Raw genomic sequence first — 18,274 nt, 5'->3', positions numbered from 1 at the left:
CTGTTACCGGGGGTGATGAAGCGGCGCTTTCATGCGCGTGTGCCACTGGCGATGGGCGTGTTCTCTGCATCGATCATGGGCGGCGGCGGACTGGGCGCGAGCCTTAGTCCACGGATCGCCACACTCGCCGGAAGCTGGCATGCCGGACTGGCGATATGGGCGGTGCCCGCGCTGCTCGCTTTAATGGGCTGGCTTGCGCTGAACCGCCGGACCCCAGCGAGCGCGCCCGAGGCAAGTGGCACGATGCACGCCGCGGCCACGGCGCCCATGTGGCGCATGCGTCGCGCATGGGCATTGGGCATCTATTTTGGTCTTGTCAACGGTGGCTATACGAGCCTGGTGGCGTGGCTGCCGGCCTACTATCAGCAGCATGGCGCTAGCATCGCCCAGAGCGGTTCGCTGCTCGCGACGATGACCGTCTTTCAGGCTGCTTCCGCGCTCTTGCTGCCGCTCGCCGCTGCATCATTTCGCGATCGCAGGCTATGGCTAGTGTTGGGTCTAGCCGCGCAATTGCTGGGCATCGTGGGGCTGACCCTGTGGCCGCTGGCCGCGCCGCTGTTGTGGGTAGCGGCTGCCGGTGCTGGACTAGGCGGCACCTTTTCGGTCACGCTCGTCACTGCACTCGATCATTCCGAGCACCCGGGCACGGCCGCCAGGCTTGCCGCTTTTACCCAAGGTGTGGGCTTTATCATCGCGGCGTTCGCGCCGATCGTCGCCGGACTCTTGCGCGATGCAACCGGCACCTTCACAGGCGCATGGGGCATGCTGGCCATTAGCATCTGCGCGATGATCGTGCTGACCGTGGTGTTCTCGCCGCGCAGTTATGCGCGGGCGATAGGGCCGTCGGATGCGGGCGCGGCGTTATTGCCAGTCAAGGACTGAGACGGGAGTGACGGGAGCGGATATCGGCTGCGTGGTGCAGGCTCATTGAGAGGCTCGAGTTCGTGACCAGCGCGCCGGGTCCTTCGGATGGACACAATCGGGTCGACTTGTGCGTCGCACCAGCTCCCCCATTGTGTATAAAATAGCCGCGACGGGCTGCCCTACGGCCAATCTAATCATTTGCAGAAAGAGGCTTTTCTGGATGGATTCCCGCTCCAATAGCCGCCACGGAAGCCGCCGAAACAGTCGCCACGCGAGCCGTCGGCCGGTTCTTTCCGCATAGGCCGATTGCCGAGCGAGCCCGTTTTAAAGGCATGATGGATTGCCCCGCACTGAAACCTAACGTTGCCCCCAATGCCGTTGCCCCCACGCAAACCATGCTGCGCGTATTGCTCGTAACCGATACCGACAAGCCCATCGGCGATCTGCGTGACGCCCTTGCGCGGCTCGGCTACGACATGCTGACCGTCACCGCCACCTCGCAGGCGTTGCACAGCATGGTGCAGAGCGAACGGCCCGACGTTGTCATCATCGACACGGAATCGCCGTCGCGCGACACGCTCGAACAGCTGGCGGTGATGCATGCCACGGCGCCGCGTCCGGTGCTCATGTTCAGCAACGACGCCAATCAGCAGTTGATTCGTGATGCAGTGAACGCTGGCGTCACGGCGTATCTGGTCGAAGGGCTCGCCACTGAGCGGCTCGCCCCTATTCTGGAAGTGGCGCTTGCCCGTTTTGCGCAAGAGTCCCAACTGCGCGAGCGCCTCGCCCAAGTCGAAAACGAACTGGCCGAACGCAAGCTGATCGACCGGGCCAAACGTCTGCTAATGGACCAGCAGAAGATGACCGAACACGCCGCTTATGCGACGCTGCGCAAGCGTGCGATGAACCAGGGCGTCAAGCTCGCCGAAGTCGCGCGCCAGATCGTCGCGAGCGCGGACTTGCCCAAATAGAGCGTGGCTCATGAACCAACCTCCCTCGCCTAACTCAGCTTCCACTTCCGCGCCGTTGGAGAAAACTCATCTGCGGCTCGGTTTTGTGTCGCTTTCCGACGCGGCGCCGCTAGTAGCGGCAAAACTGCTCGAGTTCGGCCATGCACACGGCCTGACGCTCGAACTGTCGCGCGAGCCATCGTGGGCGGCCCTGCGCGACAAGCTGCTATCCGGCGACCTCGATGCGGCGCACACACTGTACGGTCTCGCCTATGGCGTGCAACTGGGTATTGGCGGCCCGCAAACGGATATGGCCGTGCTGATGGTGCTCAACCGCAATGGCCAGGCCATTACGCTGTCGAACCGCCTGGCCGATGCGCTCGCCGATCAGGGCACGCTGCTCAAGGCACTCGCCACGCTCGTGCGCAAGCCGGTGTTTGCACAGACCTTTCCGACTGGCACGCACGCCATGTGGCTCTACTACTGGCTGGCGTCGCAAGGCGTGCACCCTTTGCGCGACATCGAAAGCGTCGTGATTCCGCCGCCGCAGATGGTGGCCGCGCTCGCAGAAGACCGGCTCGACGGCCTATGCGTCGGCGAACCGTGGAATGCCGCGGCCGAAGCACGCGGTGTCGGCCGCACAATCGCCTACAGCAGTGAAATCTGGCCCGATCATCCGGAGAAAGTGCTGGCCTGCCGCCGCGATTTTGCGAGCCGCCATCCTCAGACCGCGCAGGCGCTGGTGCAGACTATGCTCGAGGCGTGCCGCTGGCTGGACGGCGCAGGCCATCGCAATGATATTGCACGGTGGCTGGTGCGACCCGAATACATCGGGATTGATGAGGCTTTGATCGCGAAACGGCTCGGAAGCGATAGCACGTCGCTGGAGTCAAGCCGCCTGCCCGTGCGTTTCTTTGAAAACGGTACTGTCAATTATCCGTGGCCCGATGACGGTGTCTGGTTCCTTACGCAATACGAACGGTGGCGCATGATCGGGCATCGCGACGACTATCGCGAGATCGCGGCCGCCGTCAATCAGACTGAGTTGTATCGGGAGGCCGCTAAAAACATCGGCATTGCGATTCCTGACGAGAGAACCCCGCAGGTCTTTGTCGATGGTCGGGTATGGGATGGCAGCGATCCTGATGCGTATGTTCAGGGCTTCGACATCCGCGCTTAGGCTGGCAATCAACGTAAAGCTTACGCTTACGCGTTTTCCAACAATGTGGGCGACGAGCAGACCGGCCGGCATCAGCTCATTCGCTCCCGTACAAATGCCACCAATCGGCACGCCCTGATGCACGCCACGTGCTGAACGTCGGCGGAAACAGGCTCGTCGTTTTTCTCAAAGGTGAGAGGCGCGTTTCTACAAGAAAGGGCAGTCGCTTAGCACCGCATCGCGCTTGATGATCTGCATACCTTATTTATTTCGGCACCCGCTGTTAACATCCGTTGCCGCCGCCCCAATCTACCTGCGAGCAGCGGCGATGCGATTACGGTTTAGCCACCACCATTACCGCCATGAAACAGCGTCAGTTTGTTCGACACGGACGTCACGCCTGAAACGCCCTGCGCAACCTGAGTGGCCTGGTCGATCTGGTCACTGGATTTCACCGTTCCGGACAAGACCACTGCGCCGCCGCGCGCTTTGACGAATACGCCCGATACATCGAAACCTTGCGCCTTGGACAACGCCTTCCGCACGGCTCGCCCAAGCGACTTGTCTGCCGGGGTGGCCTTTTTGCTCATAGGCGCTGCAGGAGCGGCGCCGGACATGGCGTCGCTCGCCTGAGCGTATGAGTACAACGGTGTCGCCATAGCGGCGGTCAGACATAAAGCGCTTAATATTCCGACGGTTTTTTTCATGTCGCTCTCCGGTTCGGCAGTGCGCAAAGCAAATGGGCCCGGCATTCGATATGCCGAGCCCATTCAATCTAATTCATCGAGCCGCAAAGCGCAAAGCCAAAACGAAGCCCAAGGACGCCCATTCGCCGCCTGCCGTGTCAAACCGCGAGTTCAACCTCAACGGTGGCGGTGGTCGGGACGCTACGCCGAACGGCCGGGGCGGATTCCGGCGCCGTGGTCGGCAGGCACTTCCGCTCGACCTCTTCCTGTCCCGAGAACAACGGACAGCGACCGAACATTTCTGCCACCCAGTCGACAAACACGCGCACGGTGGGCGACAGGTGGCGGTTATGCGGATACACAGCGGAAATCGGCATCGGCTGGGGCTTCCAGTCCGACAGCACCTCCACCAGTTCGCCCGAGCGCAAATGCGGCAGTGCCATAAAACGCGGCGCCTGCAGCATCCCGACGCCTTTCAGACCGCTCGCCACATACGCTTCGGCATCGTTGACGGCGATCTTGCCGCGCATCTTCACCTCGACCGTCTGCTGGTCGACCACGAAGCTCCAATCCACCACCCGTCCGGTGCGGCCGAGGAAATAATTGACCGCAACGTGATCCTGCAAGTCGTCGATGCTCTGCGGCGTGCCGTGTTGCTCCAGGTAGAGCGGACTTGCCACCGTCATGCGCTGAAACACCCCAATGCGCCGTGCGACAAGGCTCGAATCCTGCAACGTACCAATCCGGATCACGCAATCCACGCCGTCTTGGATCAGATCCACCGGCCTGTCGCCGAAGCCGACCATCAGATCGATATCCGGGTAGCGCTCGTGAAACTCGTCGATTTTCGGCATCACCACCAGTTTGCCAAGCGCGCTGGGCATATCCACCCTAAGCTTGCCGCGCGGCGCGCGCTGCGCCTGCGACAACGAACTCTCGGTCTCCTCGATATCCGCCAGAATCCGCACGCAGCGCTCGTAATACGCCGCGCCGTCCGCCGTGAGACTCAGGCGGCGTGTGGTGCGCTGCAAAAGGCGCACCTTCAGATGCGCCTCGAGGTTCTGGATGATGGTCGTGACCGACGCACGCGGCAAATCCAGCGTTTCCGCAGCACGCGTAAAGCTGTTCGTCTCGACAACCCGCGTAAATACCTTCATTCCTTGCAGCCGGTCCATATCCCGATTCCTTTGAAATCCTGCTTGCGCCTCGATATCGCGTCCGGATGAGGAAGTCCCGGATGGCGAACGGCTGCATCACGTATCCGCCAATACCCCAAACCAATACGACTGTCCGTATTAAAATGTAAGCACAGGGAGAAGTCAAGGATCTCCCGGCTGTCAATACGGTCTTGTACGCCCATTCATCTGCAGATTAAATTGCATTCGTTGACGCAGGAATATGGACGCCCGTACAATTTGATCACCATGCCCAGACCCTCTCACCGCGGAAAAATCCTTACCGAAGGCCTAAAAGTGGTCCACGAGCGGGGCTATGCGGGCGCCAGCGTGCGCGATATCGTGCAAGCCGCCGGCGTCCCGCAAGGGTCGTTTACGAACCACTTCGCGTCGAAGGAGGCGTTCGGGCTGGAGATTCTCGACCTCTACTTCTCCAATGGCACGGACGTGCTGCGCAATACCCTGCGCAATGACGCCATCGCGCCGCTCGATCGGCTTGGCGCCTATATCGACTGGAATATGGAGCGCATCGGTCAGAACGACACGCGAAACGGCTGTCTGCTGGGCAAATTCGCGCTAGAGGCGAGCGATCACAGCGAACCCATTCGGCATCGCATCGTCGAGATTTTTGCGGAAATCCAGAAGAGTCTGGAGTATTGCCTGAGCGCTGCGGTCAAAGCCGGCGAACTGCCGCCCGACTTCGATTGCAATGACGTGGCGGGTTTTATCGTTGCCTCTCTGCAAGGCGCATTCTTGTTGTCCAAGGCACAACGCAATCCGCAACCGGTGGCGCGCTTCAAACATTTGCTGTTTTCCAGAATTCTGCGGTAGCGATGCTTGTGGCGGCGCACGCGCGCACGCGCTCACGACTCCGATGCTTCCGTTCGTATCCCTAAGCGGGTGATCGCTCTATTACATCGCATCACGCGATTGTTTGCGGGATAGAAATTATGTAGCCGGCGCACTCGTCTTTATTCGCGACGCTGCGACGGCTACGATGGCTGTGTTCCCCTAGACTCGTAATCCCTACAAGTCCCCTCATACAGGAGCGCATGACATGGGCGATCTGGCAACACCGTCGGCAAAAGCATCGGGCATCTTCAAGCTGGGTGGCGAAGTGGAGATTCATCGGCTGGGCTATGGCGCCATGCGCATCACTGGCCCCGGTATCTGGGGACCGCCGGACGACCCCTCGGAAGCCCTGCGTACGCTGCAAAGCCTGCCCGAGCACGAAGTCAATTTCATCGACACCGCAGACTCCTACGGCCCCGATGTGTCAGAACAACTGATCCGCGAAGCCCTGCACCCCTACTCCGAGGTCATGATTGCCACCAAGGCTGGTCTGCGTCGCGCTGGCCCGGATCGCTGGCAACCGGACGGCAACCCCGAGTACCTGCGCCAACGCGCGCAAAAGAGCCTGCAGAATCTGGGCGTCGAGCAGATCACGCTATGGCAGTTGCACCGTATCGATCCCAATGTGCCAAGCGACGAGCAGTTCGATGCGGTCCGCTCGCTGCAGAACGACGGGGTGATCCGTTTTGCCGGCTTGAGCGAAGTGTCGGTCGAAGACATCAAGGCCGCCTCGAAATTCTTCAAGGTTGCGACGGTGCAGAACCGCTACAACTTCGCCGACCGCGCCAGCGAAGACGTCTTAAACTATTGCGAAGAACACGGCATCGGCTTTATTCCGTGGTATCCGCTTGCAGCGGGCAGCCTGACGCAAACAGACTCCCCACTCGTCAAGATGGCCACCGCACGCGGCGTGAGCGCAAGCCAGATCGCGCTGGCATGGCTGCTCAAACGCAGCCCGGTGATGCTGCCGATTCCCGGTACGTCGAACCGGCCGCATCTGCGCGACAACGTTGCGGCCGCAACGATCGAGCTGACCGACGCCGAGTTCGCATCGCTGCAAACGCTCGCCTAACCTGTCAGGAGCCGCCGGTCATGTTGCGCATCGGAATCGTGCTGTATCGAGGCTTCCAGGTCATCAACCTGTCGGTTACGACGGTGTTCGAACTCGCCAACCTGACGGCCGACAAGCCTTTGTATGAAGTCGCGCTGCTCTCCGAACACGGCGGCCCGGTGCAAACTTCAGCCGGCTTCGCCGTCGAGACACAGGCATTCGACGACAGCCGCTTCGATACCGTGCTGGTGGTCGGCGACAACGAGGTGATCGACGTGACGGCGGCCCTGATTGCGTTTTTGCAGCGCGCTGCGCAAACCACGCGGCGCATCGGGTCCACCTGTACCGGCGCGTTCAACCTGGCGCAAGCAGGCCTGCTCGACGGGCGCCGCGCCACTACCCATTGGCTTTTCGCGCCGCGTCTGCGGCGCGATTACCCGGCGGTGAACGTGGAGGAAGACCGGATCTTTATCGTCGACGGGCCCGTGTGGACATCAGCGGGTATGACAGCGTGTATCGATCTGGCGCTCGCCCTGGTTGAAAAGGATGTGGGTGCAGAGGTCGCGCGGAGCGTGGCGAAGAAGCTGGTGGTGTATCACCGTCGCAGTGGCGGTCAATCGCAGTTTTCGGCGCTGCTCGAGCTTGAGCCGCGCTCCGATCGCATCCAGTCTGCGCTCGCGTTCGCGAAACAGAATCTGGCGGCCGAGTTGTCGGTTGAGCAGTTGGCCGAAGCGGCCCATTTGAGCCCGCGTCAGTTTAGCCGCGCGTTTCGCGCAGAGACCGGGCAATCGCCTGCGAAGGCGGTAGAGCATCTGCGCATCGAGGCCGCACGTTTAATGCTCGAATCCGGTCTGCATCCCATCGAAATCGTTGCTCGCGATACCGGCTTTGGCGATCGGGAAAGAATGCGGCGGGCGTTTCTGCGTGCCTTTGGGCAACCGCCGCAGGTGATTCGCCGCGCTTCGCGCGGCGGTGCGCCGACGCAGGCTTGATCGCGGCTTGCCGGCGCTTGTAAAACAAGCGCGTTTTACCTGACCAGCCGCGGGCTCAGGGCTAGGAAGACCGCGACGATTGCGGCAAGCCCACGACGAACATCCCACCTTGAAAACGCTGGGCCGGATCATCGAGTTCGTTGGTCGGAGCCTGCACCGGAAAGCGCCCTTCAAACTGGGCCGAACTATCCTGCGGGCGATAACCGAGGTAGGACGCCTTGGCGTTATCCCACCACAGCACGCGATTATTCGACACACCGTAGACGATGGCGTGTCCGACGCGATTCGTGAACAGCGAGCAGCGCACCAGTTCGATAAAGTCGCGATAGCTCAGGTAAGTCACGAGCATGCGCGGATTCTTCGGTTCCTCAAACGACGAGCCGATTCGCAAACACACGGTTTCGAGGCCGAAGCGATCGAAGTAGTAGCGTGACAGCGATTCGCCAAAGCATTTCGTCACGCCATACAGGCTATCCGGACGCAGCGGCGAATCCGCATCGAGCACGCTCGTGGTCGGATGAAAACCGACCGCATGGTTGGAACTCGCAAACAGCACACGCTTGACGCCATGCTTCTGCGCCGCCGCGTACAGGTTGTACACGCCGAGAATATTAGCTTGCAGCAGATCGTCGAAGGGTGCATCGACGGAAATGCCGCCCAGATGCACCACTGCGTCCACCCCTTCAAGCAGCGCATCGACACCGGCGCGGTCAGCGAGATCCAGCACCACGTGTTCTTCATGCGCGGCCGCTTCACCGAGCGGCGTGATATCGGACAGGCGCACCACGTCGGCCCATTGCGCCAGCGCGCCGCGCAATTGCCGGCCAAGATTGCCCGCCGCGCCCGTCAACAGAATCCGCCGGAACGGTTTGGCTGATTGCTTATCGGTTTGCTCTTCCCTGCTCATCCTGTCCTTTCTCCGTTTCTACTACCGCCGTCCGGCTGGCGGTTGCCAACCGGCGACACCCCACTTTAAGCGCGCGCCGCGTCGGCAACGTGCGTCACTGCGTCGGCCGCACGTTGTTGCGGTTCAGCCGGCTCCTTGAGCACACACCACACCACCACCGCTCCGATCAGATCGAAGCAGGCGAGCGCGACGAACAGAGGATCATAGCCGACCACGGCCACCACCACGCCCACCGCCAGCGAAAACAGCGTCGCACCTGCGTAACCCGCCATGCCGGTCAGCCCGGTGGCCGTGGCCACATCGCTCTTGCCGAACACATCCGAAGCGAGCGTATACAACGCGCCGGAAAGCGTCTGATGCGCGAAGCCGCCAATACAAAAGAGCGCAATGGCGACATACGGGCTCGTGGCCAGTCCAATGCACGCCGGTCCGATCATGCACAGCGAACCGGTGACCACGACCAGCTTGCGCGAAGTGATCAGCGAAGTTTTAAAGCGTTTCTGATACCACGGCGCGAGATAGCCGCCCAGCACGCAACCGATATCAGCGGCGAGAAACGGCAGCCACGCGAACATGGCGATTTCCTTCAGGTTCATATGACGCACGCTCACCAGATAGAGCGGAATCCAGAAGTTGAAGGTCTGCCAGGCGGGCTCGGCGAGAAAGCGCGGAATCGCGATGCCCCAGAAGGCACGGCGCTTGACAATGGCGCGCCACGACGGCCGGGCTGCGGTTGAGGTTTTATGCCTGGATTCCTGGCCTGCCAGAATGTAGTCGCGTTCCGTATCGGATAAACGCGGCTGGTCTTTCGGCGCGCGGTACAGCAGGAGCCACAGCACGCTCCAGATCAGGCCGAGCACGCCGATCGAAACGAACGCCATGCGCCAGTTGCCATGCAGGACCCACCAGACCACGAGCGGCGGTGCGATCACCGCGCCAATCGACGAGCCGATATTGAACCAGCCGGTCGCAATCGAACGCTCCTTGGCAGGAAACCATTCGGAGGTGGCCTTCAGGCCGGACGGAATGCCGGCCGCTTCAGTGAGCCCCAGCATGCCGCGAAACACCGCTAGCGAGATCCAGCCATTGGCAGTGCCATGCAGCATGCAGGCGCCGGACCACGCGATGGCGAAAAGCGCGAAGCCGATTTTGGTGCCGACCACGTCGAGCACGTAGCCCGCGACGGGCTGCATCACCATGTAAGCGGCCTGGAACGACGCGACGATATACGAGTACTGCGCCGTCGAGATGCTCAACAGCCGGTTCATCTCAGGCGCCGCGACGGCGAGCGAATTACGCGCGATGTAGTTGACGATCAGGCCGGACGTGACGAGTCCGATCATCCACCAGCGCATGCCTCTTACCTTGCCCATTTGCTCCTCCAGTTTGCCGCCGTCTCCTGGCGCGCAGTGTCTTGCGGTGCGCACGGCGCTCGTCTTTTGCGCAGACGGCCGTGTTGGATCTCACCATGGACGCCAAGATAATCAACCGGTGGAATAGTTGTCAAGCAACATTACAGGTGGTATTTATGGAGCCTTGTCATGATTGAATGCGTTAGGTAGTTTTGGCGACTTTACGCGCAATTTATCTGCATATAGCGTCACAATGTGATGACTAGTCGTTTACCCTAGTTTTAGATTTTGCCATACAACCTGACCCTAACGGATGCAAAAAGACGCTCCAAAGAACAAAAGCAATTGGGTCCTCAAGGCGTGTAAATATCAGCTCATGATTTGAGTCGATTAGGCGTTCAATCGCCTCACAGTCAGCTATACTTATTCGACTCAAAATGCGAGTCGAATAGAACCCACAATCGCCTCTACGCTCATTCAACACCATGCCACCGACTCCAACACTCATCTGGCAAGCCCCAACGTGGCCACGGATGCACTACGACGCCGTTCGCGTCGGTGGCGAACTCGCCCGTGCGCACAGAGTTCAGGGCATCGTTGAAGGCAAGCTGGCGGGTCTAGGCTTCGAACAGCGCCTCGAACTCGCCGCCGAGGCCTGGAGCCAGGATGCCGTTGCGACGGCCGCCATCGAGGGCGAACGCATCGACCTCACCGCAGTGCGCTCGTCCGTGGCACGGCGTTTAGGTGTCGGGAATCAGGATGGCCCCAATGCGCCCCGAAGCGTCGAAGGCCTGCTCGATATCATGGATGACGCGGTGCGGCAAAGAGAAGCCCAGCTCACACACGAGCGTTTGTGTGCCTGGCAAGCGGCGCTCTTTCCTACCGGCTATTCAGGGATGGTCAAAATTCTTGTCGGGGCCTACCGCGAGCATGCCGAGCCGATGCAAATCGTCAGCGGGCACGTCGGGCGCGAAAGAGTCCACTACGAGGCCCCGTCATCGGCTCGCGTCCCGGCCGAAATGCAGACGTTCCTGGACTGGTTCAACGCTACGACCGAGCACGACAGTCTGGTCAAAGCGGCACTCGCACACCTTTGGTTCGAAACGATCCATCCTTTTGAGGATGGGAATGGTCGCATCGGTCGAGTTCTCATTGACCTTGTGCTGGCACGCGACAGCGGCGAGGTCAGCCGCCTGATTCGAACCTCACAGCGCTTGCTTGAAAAACGACGCGACTATTACGAGCAACTGGAGCGCGCCCAACATGGCGAGCTAGACGTGACCGAATGGGTTCTGTGGTTCGTGGAACAGGTGCGGGTGTCCTGCGAAGAGGCGTCCAGTGCCGTGGACGCCGCGCTGGGTAAAGCCCTATTCTGGATGAACCATCAGGACAAAGTACTCACGACTCGACAACGCAAAGTCGTCAACCTTCTGCTCGATGCCGGTCCCAAGGGATTCGATGGGGGCATGAGCACCAAAAAGTACGAGAGCATTGGCAGCACTTCGCGGGCCACGGCCTCGCGTGAACTCATCGAACTCGAGGACTTGGGGCTACTGCGCAAGGTCGGTGCAGGCCGCTCGACCCACTATTACCTGAACATCTCAGGGTGGGGGCCGGCGGACACTGCTCTCGCCGGGACGCCCTCTCACGATGGCTGACTTGCAAGAAAAAGCCCCTTGAATACGCGTTCCAAGGGGCTTCATGCAGCGTTCAGATAACTCAGAAATTGAAATTGTCGATATTGCTGGAATCGAACGTCGTCGGCGGTCCAAGAATGATTTCGCCCTTCGGTCCGATCGTGCGCTTGCCCAGCTTGCCGGCATCGAACGACTCGCCTTCCTTGCCCGTAATCGTGCCCGAGGCCAGTGCCGCTGCTGCATATGCAGCCAGATAACCAAGCTGGTTCGGATCCCACAACTGGAACGCCTTCACCGTGCCGTTCTTGACGAACGCGCGCATCTGGTTCGGCGTGCCGAGGCCCGTCACATCAACCTTGCCCTTGCTCGACGACGACGAGATATAACGCGCGGCCGCGGCAATACCCACCGTGGTCGGCGCAATGATCGCCTTCAGGTTCGGATACGCTTGCAGCAAGCCTTGGGTCTCGACAAACGACTTCTGGTCATCGTCATTGCCGTAGGCAATTTTCACCAGCTTCATCTTCGAGTACTCAGGCTTCTTCAGCTCTTCCTGCATCCACTTGATCCAGGTGTTCTGGTTCGTGGCGTTCGGTGTTGCCGACAGAATTGCAAACTCGCCCTCACCGCCCATCAGCTTCGCCACCAGTTGAATCTGGCCGCGGCCAATGCCTTCCGCATTCGCCTGGTTCACGAACAGTTGACGACCGTCAGGCGCCGTATCCGAGTCGAAGGTCACCACCTTGATGTTCTGCGACATGGCCTTTTTCAGGTAAGGCACCACCGCATTCGCATCATTGGCGGCAATCACGATTGCATCCTGATGCTGCGTGATCATCGTATTGATGTACTGCACCTGCGACGACGCGCCCGCATCCGACGGGCCCACCACCTTGCCGATGCCGCCAAACTCCTTGATCGCGGTCATACCGCCGTCGTCGGCGATCACCTCATACGGGTTATTGATCTGCTTCGGGATGAACGCGATTTTCAGGCCGCTTTTGATATCGGCTGCGCTCGCGGCGCAACTGATGCCGAGCAGCGCAACGCAGAGCGCGGCGGCTCCGGCCTGGCGTAGGGGTTTGAACATGAAGTGTCTCCTGGGTTAGTAGTCGGACGTTAGAACGTCCGGGTTGTTGATATCAGGAACGGCACACGTGCGGGTTTCGCACGGCTAGGATGCAGCAGACTTCGCAATAAAACGCCGGTCGCGCATCGCGCGCCAGCGGGCCACCAGATTCGGAATCAGCACCGAGGCCAGCAACAGCACACCTGTGACGATGGTGAGCGTTTCGCTCGACACGTCATCCAGTGTCAGCGCATTTTTCAGCACACCGATGATCAGCAGCGACAACAACACGCCAATCATCGAACCGCGCCCGCCGAAGATGCTCACGCCGCCAAACAGCACCGCTGCAATCACCGACAGTTCGAAGCCTTCACCGTTGTCGCCCCGTGCGCTGGTGAAGCGCAGCGTATAGACCACGCCGGCCAGCGCGCTCATTACGCCGGACAGGACGAACAGACGCAGACGGATCTTCGCCACTTCGATGCCGGAGAACGTGGCGGCGGTCGGGTTGGCGCCAATCGCATACAGACTGCGGCCGAACGCGGTGGCCTGCAACAGCACGGTAAACACCACCGCAGCGACGATCACGATCACAAACGGCAGCGGAATGAATGTCGGTCCGAGATTGTTCATGCCGAAAGCCGTATAGCCCGCCGGAAAATCGGCCACCGCCTGATCGCCGAGCAGCACATAGGCGAGCCCGCGAAATAGCGCCAGGGTGCCGATTGTCACCGCCAGCGAAGGCAGATTCAGCTTGACGATCACCAGGCCGTTCAGCAGACCGGCGAGCGCGCCCACTACCAGTACCAGCACGATCACCAGCGGCATCGGCAAGCCCATATGCCAAAGCACGCCCATCAATGCACTCGATGCACCGAGCACCGAGGCCACCGACAAATCGATTTCGGCGGCCACGATAATCATGGTCATCGGCAGCGCCATCAACGCGATTTCCGTCATGTCGGCGAGGACGTTGGTGATATTCCCACCGGTCAGAAACACCGGCGAAAGCACGCGGCCCAGCACCAACGACAACACCAGCACGATCACCAGCAAGAATTCCCAGCGCATCGGCGTTTCGCGCTTGCGGGTCAGCAAGGCGGAATCGGGTTTAGCCATGATCGCGTTTCCTCATCATGCGTTTAGCAACGGAGCGGGCCAGCAGCGTGTCGGCCGCGATGGCGGCGACGATCAATGCGCCCTGAATAGCCTGCTCCCAGAATGGCGACACGCGCAGCACGACGAGCGCGATGCTGATCACCCCTAGCACCAGCGCACCGAGCGTCGCGCCGAGAATGGTCCCGACACCGCCCGTAATCGCCACACTGCCCACCACCGCCGCCGCGACCACCTGCAGTTCGATACCTTTAGCCGTGCTGGCATCCACGGTCCCGAAGCGCGCGAGCCACAACGCGCCTGCAAACCCCGCAATCGCGCCGGACAGCAAAAAGCCCGACATCACGCGCCGCTCCACGTTCACCCCGGCAAGGCGCGCGGCTTCAGGATTCGAGCCGATCGCGTAATGCTCGCGGCCGGCGCGAAACTGCTTCAAATAGAACGCGAGACCGAGCAGCACCACGAGTGCGATCAATGCCAGGTTTGGGATGCCAAAGATGACGCCGGTCGCCAGCTTCGAATAGGCGTCCGGCAAACTGGTGGCGTTGATCTGCCCGCCATGCACCCAGGCGTAATCCGCGCCACGGAAGATATACAGCGTCGACAGCGTGGCAACGAGCGATGGCACGCGTCCCACAGCCACCAGCAGTGCATTGATGCCGCCCGCCACAAGTCCAATCGCAAGCCCCGCGAACAGCGCCACAATCACCGGCATATGCGGAAAGGCAACGTACAGACTGCCGACTGCATAGGCGCTGATCCCGACCGTCGAGCCCACCGACAGATCGATATGGCGCATCAAAATCACCACCGTCATGCCGGCCGTCAGCAAGCTGATGATCGATACGTTGAGCAGCACGTCACGCAGGTTTTGCAGATTCAGAAACGCGGGCCGTGCGAGGCCCGTGCCGACGATCAGCAGTATCAGCACGACAAACAGCGTCGTTTCACGGCTTTTCGCAATCGTCGACACCAGGCCGCCGGACTTCGCGGACGTGCCGCCAGCGACGGGTGGCTGCACCGGCGCTGGATGGGGATGAGTATGAGATTGGCGCATCATGCGGCATGCCCTAGTGAGGTCACGGGCTGGCCGAGCGCGGCGCCCATGATGCGTTCTTCGTTGGCATCCGCGCGTGAAATATCGGCGCTGATGCGGCCTTCATGCATGACCAGAACCCGGTCGGCCATGCCGAGCACTTCCGGCAGTTCGCTCGAGATCATCAGCACCGCCATGCCGCCCGTGACGAGTTCGGCCAGCGCGCTATACACCTCCGCCTTGGCGCCAACGTCGATACCGCGCGTCGGTTCGTCGATGATCAGCACTTTCGGATCCGTGGCGAGCCATTTGCCGAGCACGACCTTTTGCTGATTGCCGCCCGAGAGCGTGCCGACCGGCGCATTCGGGTCGCCGGCCTTCAGGCGCAAACGGGTGCCCCACTGCGACGCCAGTTGCGTTTCGCTGCGCGCGGAGATGAGACCGTGTTTGACGAGACGCCCGAGCACGGTCATCGACGCATTGCGGGCAATGCTCAGTTCGAGCGCGAGTCCCTGCTGGCGACGGTCTTCGGGAACCAGCGCGAGACCTGCCCGCACCGCCGTCGCCGGTTTTCCCGTGGCGAGTTGCTTGCCATTGATCCAGACTTCGCCCGCATCCAGTGGATCGATACCGAAGATGGCACGCGCCACTTCGCTGCGCCCTGCACCGACAAGACCCGCCAGCGCGACGATTTCACCCGCGCGCACTTCGAAGGAAATATCCTTGAACACGCCAATGCGCGTCAGACCACGCACCGCGAGGCGCACTTCGCCCGGCACGACATCCGCTTTCGGATAGAAGGTTTCCAGATCCCGCCCGACCATCTTCGCCACAATCGACGCGGTGGTCATCTCCGCGGTCGGCGCATCGAACACTTTTGCGCCATCGCGCATGATGGTGACGTGCTGCGTCAGCGCGAATACTTCGTCGAGACGGTGGGTAATAAAGAGGATCGCCACGTCGCGCTCGCGCAGTTTGCGCACGATCGCAAAGAGCCGCTCCACTTCGGTCAGCGAGAGCGCGGCAGTCGGCTCGTCCATGATCAGCACATTCGCGTTCAGCGACAGTGCCTTGGCAATTTCAATCACCTGCTGGTCGGCAATCGAAAGCCCACGCACCAGTTGATCCGCTTGCAGATCCACGCCCAGCGACGCCAGCAGGCCGTCGACCTCGCTGCGCATCGCGTCGTAACGGATGCGGCCGACACGATCCACCGGCTGCCGTCCCATGAAGATGTTCTCGGCAATCGACAGATCGAAGAACAGCGTCGGTTCCTGATAGATCACCGCCAGACCGGCGTCGCGCGCCTCGGCGGGCGTCGCAAAGGTGCGGGCCACGCCGTCGACCAGAAGCTCGCCCGAATCCGGCTGATGCACGCCGGCGAGAATCTTGACGAGGGTCGATTTGCCCGCGCCGTTTTCGCCGAGCAGTGCATGCACCTCGCCCGGGCGTAACGAGAGATCGCCATCCGATAACGCGCGAACCCTGCCAAACGATTTGCTCGCATGCCGCAGTTCCAGCCGGGGCGCAGCGGTTGTCTGTTCCTGCACTGCCTGTCTCCTACATCGTGCGGCGTCGTCACGTCATCATCGCGCCGCGATTCATCGGGGATGCTGCACCGGCGCCTCGTGGGCCCCGGCTTCCTCAGTTCAGCTTCCTCAACTTGGTTCTTTCAACTCAGTTTGCTCAGATCCTGTAGACACGTTCCGCGTTACGGCGAAACAGCGCGTCATTTTCGGCGGTGCTGGCATCGGCGACGATCGACGCGTACGCATGCCAAAGCTTTTCATACGAACCAAACTGGCGGTCGACCGGGAAGTTCGAAGCGAACATCGCGCGCTCGACGCCGAATGTATCGATTGTCTCCAGCACATATGGACGCAGGCTTTCCACAGTCCATTGATGATCGAACATCGCCAGACCGCTGATCTTCACCGACACGTTCGCGCAGCCAGCCAGCAGGCGCATGCCGTCGCGCCAGGCACGGTAGCCGGCCACGCTGCTGCGATCCACGAACATACCCGCGTGATTGACAATGAACGGCGTATCAGGATGGGCGCGGGCCAGCGCTGCCGCCTCTTCCATCTGCGACGGGTAAAGCTGCATGTCGAACGACATGTCGTGGCGGCGCAGCAGCGCGAAATGCTCGCGCCACGTCGCATCACGCATCAGATGCCGGCCGATATAGTCGTACAGCTTGTTCTCATGCACATTCAGGATTTGCCGCACGCCGCGCGTGTTGGCGAACGACGCATGCCCTTCGAGCACTTCAGGCGCATTCGCCGCCGCGAGGTCTACGCCCGCTACGATGCCATTGGGCATGCCGCGCGCATCTGGCTGATCCGCGATGCCCTGCAACCAGCGCGTTTCTTCCACCGGATCAGCTGGATCGTGATTCGCTTCAACATGCACGACTTTGAGAATCTCGATCTCACCGGCTTCGCCCAGCAGATCGGTGAGCAGATAGTCGTGCTTCAAATCGCGCGCATCGCCGACAAACGACACGCCCGGATTGGCGAGCCACGGATAGTGGTGCGTTTTCAGGTCCCACAGGTGAATATGCGGGTCGACAACTTGCATGGGACAGTCTCCGTCCATTGAATGTCGGTCAGCTCAGCGAATTGAAATGGAACACCGGTTCGAGCGCCTGCTGCAACGGTGTGTGATCCGGCGCAGTCTGCATGATGTCGGCCATGTAATCCCACCATTTGCGCATGACTTCGAGTTCGGGCAAACGGTCCATCGTGTGATCGCTGTTGCGCGAGAGTATGGCAAAGAGATGATTCGTATCCGGGTCGAAAAAGATCCGGTAATCGCGAACGCCCGCGTTGTGCAGTGCGTCAACGAGCTCAGGCCAGATCTCCGTGTGCCGGCGCTCGTATTCTTCGCGCATGCCGGGGTTAAGCACCATGCGGAAAGCGATTGTCTCCATTGCGACCTGTCTCCAAACATAGCCGGCTGTTCGCCGGGGGCGCTCTCTAAGGGAAGCGTGTGGAGCGACTATAATTCCTGGATCGATAGCATTTCAATCCGTTGTTAAGATTGGGTGATCCAGAAACCGGATCGCACCCGCACCGCAACCGAGTCACATCGTTGATCACCATGAGCCAGAACGCAGCAACCGTCGCCCTCGTCAACCGGCTCAAATTCAAGCATCTCGCGCTGCTGGTCGCATTAGACGACGCGCGCAACCTCCACCAGGCCGCCGATGCCGTCAATGTGGCCCAGCCTAGCGCTTCGCGCATGCTGGGCGACATCGAAGAAGCCTTTGGCTTTCTGCTGTTCGAGCGCAACGCACGCGGCATGACACCCACGCCGCTGGGCGTGGTCACCCTCGCCTATGCCCGCCGCGCGCTGGCCGAGTTGACCCGCTTTGCCGCCGACCTCGAGGTCAAGCGCCGCGGCGGTCACGGTCAGCTTACCGTGGG

18 protein-coding genes are annotated in these 18,274 nt (G+C 60.9%); 8 read left to right on the top strand and 10 right to left on the bottom strand.

Annotated elements, in window-relative coordinates; all coding sequences use genetic code 11:
• From WCA85_RS30175 to WCA85_RS30165, 3 genes are all read left to right on the top strand, one after another.
• Positions 1–882, top strand: an 882-nt coding sequence (locus WCA85_RS30175) for an MFS transporter (protein ID WP_424068535.1), incomplete at its 5' end; no start/stop codon positions are given.
• A 377-nt stretch (positions 883–1,259) separates the two neighbouring features.
• The gene (locus WCA85_RS30170; RefSeq protein WP_424068534.1) at positions 1,260–1,835 is read left to right on the top strand and encodes an ANTAR domain-containing response regulator; all 576 of its coding nucleotides are present in this window, start codon (positions 1,260–1,262) and stop codon (positions 1,833–1,835) included.
• Between the two features lie 10 nt (positions 1,836–1,845).
• Positions 1,846–2,994 (top strand): CmpA/NrtA family ABC transporter substrate-binding protein, encoded by a 1,149-nt coding sequence (locus WCA85_RS30165; protein WP_424068533.1) that lies wholly within the window; start codon positions 1,846–1,848, stop codon positions 2,992–2,994.
• Between the two features lie 320 nt (positions 2,995–3,314).
• On the opposite strand, the gene WCA85_RS30160 is transcribed toward WCA85_RS30165, so the two are convergent.
• Together WCA85_RS30160 and WCA85_RS30155 are read right to left on the bottom strand one after the other, a co-directional pair.
• Complete coding sequence (locus WCA85_RS30160; protein WP_424068532.1) at positions 3,315–3,680, bottom strand: BON domain-containing protein; 366 nt, start codon at positions 3,678–3,680, stop codon at positions 3,315–3,317.
• Positions 3,681–3,817: 137 nt separating this feature from the next.
• Positions 3,818–4,834, bottom strand: coding sequence for a LysR family transcriptional regulator (locus WCA85_RS30155; RefSeq protein ID WP_424068531.1), 1,017 nt, complete (start codon positions 4,832–4,834; stop codon positions 3,818–3,820).
• Between the two features lie 249 nt (positions 4,835–5,083).
• On the opposite strand from WCA85_RS30155, the gene WCA85_RS30150 reads away from it, so the two are divergent.
• The 3 genes from WCA85_RS30150 to WCA85_RS30140 all read left to right on the top strand — a co-directional run bounded on the left by WCA85_RS30150 (position 5,084) and on the right by WCA85_RS30140 (position 7,729).
• Positions 5,084–5,665: a TetR family transcriptional regulator C-terminal domain-containing protein gene (locus tag WCA85_RS30150; protein WP_424068530.1), complete on the top strand. Its 582-nt coding sequence runs from the start codon at positions 5,084–5,086 to the stop codon at positions 5,663–5,665.
• Positions 5,666–5,891: 226 nt separating this feature from the next.
• On the top strand, positions 5,892–6,758 hold the full coding sequence (locus WCA85_RS30145; protein WP_424068529.1) for an aldo/keto reductase: 867 nt from the start codon (positions 5,892–5,894) through the stop codon (positions 6,756–6,758).
• A 20-nt stretch (positions 6,759–6,778) separates the two neighbouring features.
• Positions 6,779–7,729, top strand: a complete 951-nt coding sequence (locus tag WCA85_RS30140) for a GlxA family transcriptional regulator (RefSeq protein ID WP_424068528.1) — start codon at positions 6,779–6,781, stop codon at positions 7,727–7,729.
• A 61-nt stretch (positions 7,730–7,790) separates the two neighbouring features.
• Here the strand turns inward: WCA85_RS30140 and WCA85_RS30135 are convergent, their stop codons facing one another.
• Entirely contained in the window at positions 7,791–8,636 is an 846-nt protein-coding gene (locus tag WCA85_RS30135; protein WP_424068527.1) for an NAD-dependent epimerase/dehydratase family protein, read from the bottom strand.
• 65 nt (positions 8,637–8,701) lie between these two features.
• On the bottom strand, positions 8,702–10,009 hold the full coding sequence (locus tag WCA85_RS30130) for an MFS transporter (RefSeq protein ID WP_424068526.1): 1,308 nt from the start codon (positions 10,007–10,009) through the stop codon (positions 8,702–8,704).
• Between the two features lie 464 nt (positions 10,010–10,473).
• Between WCA85_RS30130 and WCA85_RS30125 the strand changes: the two genes are divergently transcribed.
• The gene (locus tag WCA85_RS30125) at positions 10,474–11,646 is read left to right on the top strand and encodes a Fic family protein (protein ID WP_424068525.1); all 1,173 of its coding nucleotides are present in this window, start codon (positions 10,474–10,476) and stop codon (positions 11,644–11,646) included.
• 61 nt (positions 11,647–11,707) lie between these two features.
• Here WCA85_RS30125 and rhaS read toward each other — a convergent pair whose 3' ends face one another.
• The 6 genes from rhaS to rhaM form a co-directional block, all read right to left on the bottom strand.
• On the bottom strand, positions 11,708–12,715 hold the full coding sequence (rhaS, locus tag WCA85_RS30120; protein ID WP_424068524.1) for a rhamnose ABC transporter substrate-binding protein: 1,008 nt from the start codon (positions 12,713–12,715) through the stop codon (positions 11,708–11,710).
• Between the two features lie 84 nt (positions 12,716–12,799).
• Positions 12,800–13,813 carry an ABC transporter permease gene (locus tag WCA85_RS30115; protein ID WP_424068523.1) on the bottom strand — a complete coding sequence of 338 codons (1,014 nt, stop codon included), beginning with the start codon at positions 13,811–13,813 and terminating at the stop codon, positions 12,800–12,802.
• Positions 13,806–14,870 (bottom strand): ABC transporter permease, encoded by a 1,065-nt coding sequence (locus tag WCA85_RS30110; RefSeq protein WP_424068522.1) that lies wholly within the window; start codon positions 14,868–14,870, stop codon positions 13,806–13,808. Before WCA85_RS30110 ends, WCA85_RS30115 begins: the two co-directional genes overlap by 8 nt.
• Positions 14,867–16,396 (bottom strand): sugar ABC transporter ATP-binding protein, encoded by a 1,530-nt coding sequence (locus WCA85_RS30105; protein ID WP_424068521.1) that lies wholly within the window; start codon positions 16,394–16,396, stop codon positions 14,867–14,869. The genes WCA85_RS30110 and WCA85_RS30105 overlap by 4 nt, the downstream gene beginning before the upstream one ends.
• A gap of 136 nt (positions 16,397–16,532) precedes the next feature.
• A complete protein-coding gene (locus WCA85_RS30100; RefSeq protein ID WP_424068520.1) occupies positions 16,533–17,426 on the bottom strand; it encodes an amidohydrolase family protein in 894 nt (297 codons plus the stop codon).
• Between the two features lie 28 nt (positions 17,427–17,454).
• Positions 17,455–17,778, bottom strand: coding sequence for an L-rhamnose mutarotase (rhaM, locus tag WCA85_RS30095; protein ID WP_424068519.1), 324 nt, complete (start codon positions 17,776–17,778; stop codon positions 17,455–17,457).
• A gap of 170 nt (positions 17,779–17,948) precedes the next feature.
• Between rhaM and WCA85_RS30090 the strand changes: the two genes are divergently transcribed.
• Positions 17,949–18,274: LysR family transcriptional regulator (locus tag WCA85_RS30090; protein ID WP_424068536.1), on the top strand; the 326-nt coding region annotated here is incomplete at its 3' end.

This window comes from Paraburkholderia sp. (genome assembly GCF_049581445.1).
In the GTDB taxonomy this organism is placed as follows: Bacteria; Pseudomonadota; Gammaproteobacteria; order Burkholderiales; family Burkholderiaceae; genus Paraburkholderia.
This window is presented reverse-complemented; position numbering and strand designations above follow the sequence as displayed.